Raw genomic sequence first — 8,997 nt, 5'->3', positions numbered from 1 at the left:
AACATTGCAGACGGTAAATCCGTTACAATGCAAGCTGGTAAAAACTTAACTGTTACTCAAACTAACGACGGTGCAGGTAATACAGAGGTTGCATACGCTCTTGATAAAGACCTTAAAGATCTTGATAGTGTAACAACTAAAGAAGTTAAACTTGGCGACAAAAACGACAACATCTCCATTAAGAAAGATGGCGACCGTATCACTTATAGCACTGATGGTGGCACAACTGTTAAGAAAGTAGCTAATCTTGATGATGAAAAACACATCAAACCTGGTAGCTATGCTGTACAAAACGACGGTAGCGTAACTATGACTTACGTTGATGGAAATGGTAAACCAGTTAATGGCGAAGAAGCTAAAATTACTGGCATCGCTAAAAACGATCTTTCCAACATCACTGATGCTGGTAAGAAAGTAATCACTGGTCTTGGTTCTAAAGTTGAAGCTGGTGACAACGTAACTGTTACTGATACAACTGATGCAACTACAGGTCAAAAAACTTACACTGTAAATGCTAAATTAGCAAAAATTGAAAACGGTAAAAATACTACTAAGACTGGCACTGGTACAGACGCTGATCCATACAAAATCAACGTTGAAGGTGACTTAACGGATATCAACTCTATCACAAATGGCGCTGGTTCTGGTAAACTCACATTCGGTCCTAACGAAACAGTAACAGTTGGTGGTACTAACCCTATCACATTGAATGCTAAAACTGGTAATATCGGTGGTTTGACTAATAAAACTTTCGATCCTACGAATATTGTATCTGGTCAAGCAGCTACAGAAGATCAATTGAAATCTGTACATGATTCCTTGAAAGCTTCTGAATTGCACATTGCTCCTACAGCAGTTAAAGCTGGTAGTACTGAAGCTAAAGGCGGTGTAGTAAGCGGTACTGAAAACGTATACAAATACGATGCAGGTACTAAGAAAGTTACATTGACTTATAACGATGGCAATGGTAAAGCTGTAACTGATACTAAAGCAGTTATCGACTTCTCCGACTTGAACATTCCTGCAGCTGGTAATAACTACAGCTTCAAAACAAATGCAACTGGTAACCTTGAAGACGGTTCCAATGCAACTGAAACTGAAGTAGCAAGTGGCAAAACTGTAAACTTCGGTGCAGGTAAAAACTTGACTGTAAAACAAGAAATCGGTAAAGATGGTAACCAAACTTACACTTATGCATTAAACAAAGACTTAACTAACTTAGATAAAGTTGTTGTTAATGGTAAAGATGGTCAACCTGGTAAAGATGGTGTAACAATCACTGGTCCTCAAGGCGCAGCAGGAACAGATGGTAACAACGGTAAAGTTGGTATCTCTGGTAAAGACGGTAAAGACGCAGTATCTATCTCCGGTAAAGATGGCGTAGGTCACATTGGTTTGACTGGCCCTGCTGGTAAAGATGGTAAAAATGCAACTGCTGATATTACTGTAAAAGACGGTGTTCCTGGTGTTGATGGTCAACCTGGTGAAACTATGACTCGTATCGTATACCAAGACAAAGACGGTAACGAACACGAAGTAGCAACTCACGATGATGGCATGAAGTTCGCTGGTGACGACGGTCAAACTGATGCAACTAAAGTTATTAAGAAACATCTTAACAACGTAGTAGATATCGTTGGTGGTGCTGATAAAGCTAAATTGACTGATAACAACATCGGTGTAAATAACGACAATGGCAAATTGAAAGTTCAATTGTCTAAAGACCTTGATCTTACTAAAGATGGTTCCGTGAAAATTGGCGATACTAAAGTTAACAACGATGGCTTGACTATCACTGGTGGCCCATCTGTAACTAAGACTGGTATTAACGCTGGTGATAAGAAAATCACAGGTGTTAAAGCTGGTGAAAACGATACAGATGCAGTAAACGTTAAACAATTGAAAGATAAAGTTACAACTGTTGAATCTTCTGATGGCACTATCTCCGTAACTGATAAAAATGATCCTACATCTGCAACTTATGATGCAGCTAAAGGTCACCAATATGACATCAAGATTAATAACCAAGGTGTTGTAAACAATGCTCAAATTCCAGTGGTATACACTAAACAAGATGGCACTAAAGTTTACAAACAACCAGATGGTACTTTCAACACAGCTAAAGATGGTTCTGGTACTGTCGTAGCTCCTAATGAAGTAATCGCTTCCATGAATAGTGCTGGTGACTCCACTACAGCTCCTACTAAGTTGAACAACGTTGGTTCTTCCATCGCTGATAAAGCTGGTAATACATTCTTAGATAAGATTGATGCAGCTGCTGGTGACAACAATACTAAGAACGGTGCGGTAAACGTAACTGACCTTAAAAATACAGCTGACGCATTGATTGAAAAAGGCTTGAAATTCGACGCTAACTCTGGCGGTGTGAAAACTAATAAACTTGGTTCCACTGTGAAAATCCAAGGTGAAGGTACAAAAGCTGATACTGAATACAGCGGTGAAAATGTTAAGACTATCATTGGTCAAGATGCAGATGGTAACACAACTATCGACGTTAAACTTGATAAAAACCTTAAAGCTGACAGCGTAGTTGTTGGTAAAGATGGTAAAGACGGCGTTGATGGTAAGATCGGTGTTAACGGTAAAGACGGCGCATCTGTTGTACTCAACGGTAAAGATGGCTCTATCGGCTTGACTGGTCCTAAGGGTGCTGACGGTAAAGATGGCGCAAGTGCTAAGATTTCCGTTAAAGACGGCGTTCCTGGTGTTGACGGCCAACCTGGTGATAAATTGACTCGTATCGTATACGAAGACAAAGATGGCAACACACATGAAGTTGCAACTCACGATGATGGCATGAAGTTCGCTGGTGACAACGGTCAAACTAACCAAGATACTAACCCTAACGTTATTAAGAAACATCTTAACAACGTAGTAGATATCGTTGGTGGTGCAGATAGCTCTAAATTGACTGACAACAACATTGGTGTAAATGCTGATGGCGGTAAATTGAAAGTTCAATTGGCTAAAGACATTGATCTTACTAAAGATGGTTCCGTAAAAATCGGTGACACTACTGTTAACAACGATGGTTTAACTATCACTGGTGGCCCATCTGTTAAGAAAGATGGCATCAATGCTGGCGATAAGAAAATCACAGGCGTTAAAGCTGGTGAAGCTGATACAGATGCAGTAAACGTTAAACAATTGAAAGATAAAGTTACAACTGTTGAATCTTCTGATGGCACTATCTCCGTAACTGATAAAAATGATCCTACATCTGCAACTTATGATGCAGCTAAAGGTCACCAATATGACATCAAGATTAATAACCAAGGTGTTGTAAACAATGCTCAAATTCCAGTGGTATACACTAAACAAGATGGCACTAAAGTTTACAAACAACCAGATGGTACTTTCAACACAGCTAAAGATGGTTCTGGTACTGTCGTAGCTCCTAATGAAGTAATCGCTTCCATGAATAGTGCTGGTGACTCCACTACAGCTCCTACTAAGTTGAACAACGTTGGTTCTTCCATCGCTGATAAAGCTGGTAATACATTCTTAGATAAGATTGATGCTGCTGCTGGTGACAACAATACTAAGAACGGTGCTGTAAACGTTACTGACCTTAAAAATGCTGCTGATGCAATCGGCAACAAAGGTTTGAACTTCGGTGCTCAATCTGGCAATGACATCCACAAAAACTTGGGTGAAAAACTTGAAATCGTAGGCGAAGGCACTAAAGCTGATGACAACTACAGCGCATCCAACATCAAAACTATGACTAAAGATGGTAAAGTTGTAATCGGTCTAGATAAAGATCTTAACGGCTTGAACTCCATTAGCGTTCCTGGTAAAAATGGCGTTGATGGTAAAGATGGTGTATCCATCTCCGGTAAAGACGGTGCTAACGGTATCGACGGGAAAGTTTCCATCGGTAAAGATGGTAAAGACGCTGTATCCATCGCTGGTAAAGACGGCGTAGGTCATATCGGCTTAACTGGTCCTCAAGGCCCTGCTGGTGCAGATGGTACTGGTGTAGATATCTCTACAGATCACGGTTCCAAAACTCTTGTTAAACCAGAAGCTAACAATGGCGACAAATCTGAACGTATCGTATACGTACCAAAAGATAAAGATGGTAACCCATTGAAAGATACTGATGGCAACCCAATCAAACGTGAAGTAGCAACTATGGACGATGGTTTGAAATTCACAGGTAACAACACTGGTACTGAAAACAAACATGCGTTGAATACGCTTGTTAAAGTTCAAGGTGAAGGTGTGACTGCGGCTCAATCCACTGCATTCCAATCCGCTGCTGGTAACATCAACGTAGTAGCTGATGGTAACGATACATTAACAGTTAAATTGAACAAAGACCTTAAAGGTATCAACTCCATCAAGAATAGCGACAATGGTCCTGCATTGAACTTCAACGCTGGTGACCTTTCCGTAACTGGTGGTAACCTCAACATGGGTGGTAATAAAATTACTAACCTTGGTAAAGGTACTAACGATACAGATGCGGTTAACTTGAAACAATTGAAAGATTCCCGCACAATCGTTAAATCTACAGATGGTACTGTAGGTGTTCAAGAATCTGAAACTACAGATGGCGCTAAAGTGTACGACTTGACTACTGGTGCAAGCCCTCGTTTCGATGAATTGACAGACGAAATCGGTCGTGTAGGTGCACAAGGTGCAGCTCTTGCAGCATTGAAACCTATCCAATACGATCCATTAGAACCAACTCAAATCATGGCTGGTTATGGTAACTACCGTGGTAACTCTGCTATTGCAATGGGCGTTGCTCATTACAAAAACGAGTCCACAATGATGCATGCAGGCTTAGCTTGGGCAGGTGGTTCCCGTCACATGATGGCAAACGCTGGTGTAACTTGGAAAGTTGGCAACCGTGATAGCGAAGCTGCTGTAGCAGATCGTTACCGCAAAGGCCCTATCAGCTCTGCTTATGCAATGCAACAAGAAATGGCTTCCGTTAAAGCACAAAACGCTGGATTAAAAACAGAAGTATCTGATTTGAAAGCTGAAAACGAACAAATGAAAGCTCAAATTGCTGCTATGATGGCAAAACTTGGTATGTAATCATTTGTGAGTGTAAGAACTGAATGAACAAAGGAAGGTATGCGCTACCTAGTGTAGCGCTTACCCCTCCCTATTGTTTATAAAAGCAGTGCTTTTAAATATGAACGTGTAAACGCGTGAGAGATACTTTCACCATAATCTAACGATAGAAAAGAGGAATATAGAATGAAAAAATCTACATTACTTGCTTGTGCAGCGGCTCTTGTTATTTCTACAGGCGTTGTAGGTGCACAATCCGCTCCAACATATGACGATAATTTGATCTTACCTAATCCTGTATCTGCTCCAGCATTGGGCAATGTAGTATTGGTACCTGTGGCTAGTCCACAAACAGTGTCTGCTGTTCATGACTATGTGAAAGCTTGGCAAAATGCGGAAATCAACATCGCAAAAGCTAAAGTAAAATACGAAAACCATGAACGTATGACTAAAGCTGAAAAAATCTGGTTACATTCCTATGATAAACACAACTACGCTGACTACTTCCGTACACACTCTATCGGTCGTGTACATGGTCAAGAAGTGTTCTTGAACTGGAATGGCGAAAACCGTAATAAAAACGAATACGAATATTTCGAAATGCCTAAATACAATGAAAAAGATGGCTTCACTAACAGCTATGGTTACAATGTATTGCGTGGCATGGTAGATCAAATCAACGAAATCGTTCAAAAACAAAAAGAAGTTGGCGGTCCTATGACTGACGACGAAGCTCAAGCATTGGAAGATGCTATTTTGGACGTAATGGCTAAAGAACAAGAACATGTATCTAACGAAGAACTTCGTCACTACATGAATGAAACAATCTGGTTCGCAGCTAAACAAACAGTTAAAAATAAAGCTAGTGAAGAACCTAAAATGGAAGATGAACACACTGTAGATCTTCGCGAAGCAATCAATCGTCCAGCTAACCAAGAAACTAAAAAAGTAGACTTGCGCGCTGCGATTCAATAATAAGGTTTGTAAATTTAACTATAAATCATTAATATACTGAGAGCTCGGCATAAACGATATACAATGAATTAGGAAGATGATGTGTGACGCACAGTGTATATAATGAACAACTACATATGGCCCTCATACGGCGATTGTTTGAGGGCCTTGATGTACCCTGGCCCCCGACTAGGGCACACAATCCTTATGCAAAACGACGCCATCCGAAAGGATGGCGTTGTTTTTTTGCGTTTATGGATTGTTTTCTATACTTATATGCCCCAATAATTGTACAAATGTAAACAATTATAAAATAATAGACCGATTATATTAACTACCTTTTTCTACACATTTATGAAGAAACGCTTGTTTGCTGTATTTAAACTTCATCTAATTTAGAATGTTTATATATATAAGATGAAGATGATCTTGTATAAGATATTCAAATATAATGTAAATATAAACTGGAGTAACCCATTTTATACTCTTATATATATAATGTATTATATTATATATAATGCTATTATAAAGAAAACCCTTATTTTATGCGTATGTGGAGATAATTCCTCATATCTAGAAAATTCGGTTTATCTTGTTTAGAAATATAAAATTTATTTTAATTATTTCAGGAATTTCTATTTACAATTAGTTTATAAATTGTTATTATATTAATATCTTAATGAATAGTATGTGAACGTGTGTCATAAACCATTCATGAAACAAAAAATGTATGAATAAGGCATTTAGTGTTTTCTTTATAAGAGAGAAAGGGGTTCATAGTTTCTATGAATAAGGTTTTTAAAGTCGTTTATAGCAAATCTAAAGGCTGCTATGTAGTAGTACCTGAAACTGCTAAAAATAATAACGGCAAGAAAAAAGTATTGGCTAGTGTATTAGCTGGCTTGGCTGTAGCTGGTGCTATGGGTGGTGTTGCTCCTCTAGAAGCACAAGCAGGTTATGATACTAGTGGTAGTCATGTAAATATTTGGGCTGATACTTATCCAAAAAGTAATGGTCAAAACTATAACGTTGGGCAAAACTCCATCGTTGTAGGTTACCAAAATACTACGGATGATGTAGCTGGTCATGATGGCAAAGTAGCTATTGGTGCAAAAAATACATCAACTAATAATGCGACTACTGCTGTAGGTAATAGAAATACGGCTACAGGTGGTGCGGCAACAGCTGTTGGTGCTGGTAATACTGCATCTGGCAATGGTTCTGTTGCTGTTGGTAATGTAAATAATGCTGATGCTAAGGCTGCTGTTGCTATTGGTACCTACAATAATGTTAATTACACCAAAGGCTCTTGGGAAACAACGCCTAAAAAAGCAGGTGAATATTCTACTGTAGTAGGTAATTACTCTAGTGCCACTGGTACTAGCGCTTCTGCTATGGGTGTATATACTAATGCTACTGGTGCAGGTTCTTTTGCTGCTGGTTACAACAATAATGCAAAGGGCCAAAACTCAGTTGCCATTGGTTCTGAAAATACATCCCACGTGGCAGACACTGTAACTTTGGGTCAATTTAATAATGCTAAAACAATGGGTGGTATCTCCATCGGTAAAAATAACTTGACTGACTCCACAAATGGTGGCAGAAACTTTGCAGCGACTGCAGATGAAAACTCTCAAATCGCCATCGGTCGTGATAATGAAGCGACTCATTTAGATACAATTGCTATCGGTCGTGAAACTAAAGCATCCGGTTCTGGTGCTACTGTAATTGGTGCACGTGCAGAAGCTTCTGGTAATAATGCTATCGCTATCGGTCAAAGTGGTAAAGATTCTCCTAAAGTAATTGCTAAGGGTGTAAACTCTATTGCTATCGGTATGCAATCTCAAACTGAAGGTGAATCTGGTGTAGCATTAGGTGCTGGTACTCGTGCAAATGGTCAATATGGCGTTGCAGTAGGTCATATTGCTAAAGCAAATGTGACTAGAGCAACAGCTCTAGGTGATGAAACGAATGCTAATATTGCAGAAGGTGTAGCATTAGGTGCTTCTTCTGTTACAACTACAGATAAAGGTGTTGTAGGTTACAACCCATCCGATCCTCATGAACGTAAATATAATCCTTTAACTGGTAATGTAAAAACAGCTACTACAGCTGCTGTATCTATCGGTAATGGTAGCACTTTAACTCGTCAATTGACTGGCCTTGCTGCAGGTACTGCAGACACTGACGCTGTTAACGTGGCTCAATTGAAAAACGTTGGCGTTGCTGTAACTGGTAACACTGGTAAGAGTGATTTCTTAACTGATGGCGGTAAATTAAACGTAATCGGTACAGGTCGTGTATCTACTGTAGCGGCTCATGACGGTGCGAAAGACTCCAAAATCACTGTAGGCTTTGATGACAAAGGCATGGTGAAAGCTGGTAAAAACGTTACTGTTGATGAAAAAACAGTTGATGGCCGTACTACATACACAATTAACGCTGCTGATACTGCTGCTAAATATGACTTCTTAACAAATGCTACAGCTAACGGTGGTAAACTTGACGGTGAAGCAACACCTACAAAAGTTCAAAGCGGTACTACAGTTAACTACGCAGCTGGTAAGAACTTAACAGTTAAACAAGATATTGAAACATCTCTTGGCCAACAAACATATACATATTCCTTGAATAAGGATCTTAAAGAAATTACATCCATCACTAACAATGGTGGTCCTACAATGCACTTTGGTGGTGACAACATCAGTATCACTGGTGGTAACTTGGATCTTGGTGATCACAACATCACTAACCTTAAATCTGGTGGCGACACAATCAACAACGCAGCTAATATTGGCGACGTAACTCGTATTTCCAAAGCTAATGACTTGCATGTAGCTCCTACAGCAGGCACTAATAACAATGTGGCTGAATACACTGTAGACGCTAACAAAAAGGTTACATTGACTTACCAAGATGGTAATGGTAAAACTGTTAACGGCCCTAAAGCAGTTATCGACTTGAGCGGTTTGAAAACTGGCGACATGAGCT

The 8,997-nt window shown here is 39.5% G+C and carries 3 protein-coding genes; all 3 read left to right on the top strand.

Annotated features, from left to right (window positions below):
- On the top strand, positions 1–5,073 hold a 5,073-nt coding region (locus QZ055_RS06200; protein ID WP_295825336.1), incomplete at its 5' end, for a YadA-like family protein.
- 165 nt (positions 5,074–5,238) lie between these two features.
- Positions 5,239–6,027, top strand: coding sequence for a hypothetical protein (locus tag QZ055_RS06195; RefSeq protein WP_295825334.1), 789 nt, complete (start codon positions 5,239–5,241; stop codon positions 6,025–6,027).
- Between the two features lie 764 nt (positions 6,028–6,791).
- The coding region (locus QZ055_RS06190) for an ESPR-type extended signal peptide-containing protein (RefSeq protein ID WP_295825332.1) at positions 6,792–8,997 on the top strand (2,206 nt) is incomplete at its 3' end.

The organism is uncultured Veillonella sp. (genome assembly GCF_905209685.1).
In the GTDB taxonomy this organism is placed as follows: domain Bacteria; phylum Bacillota; class Negativicutes; order Veillonellales; family Veillonellaceae; genus Veillonella.
Note: the sequence above shows the minus strand (reverse complement) of the source record. Positions and strands in the feature narration are given on the sequence as shown.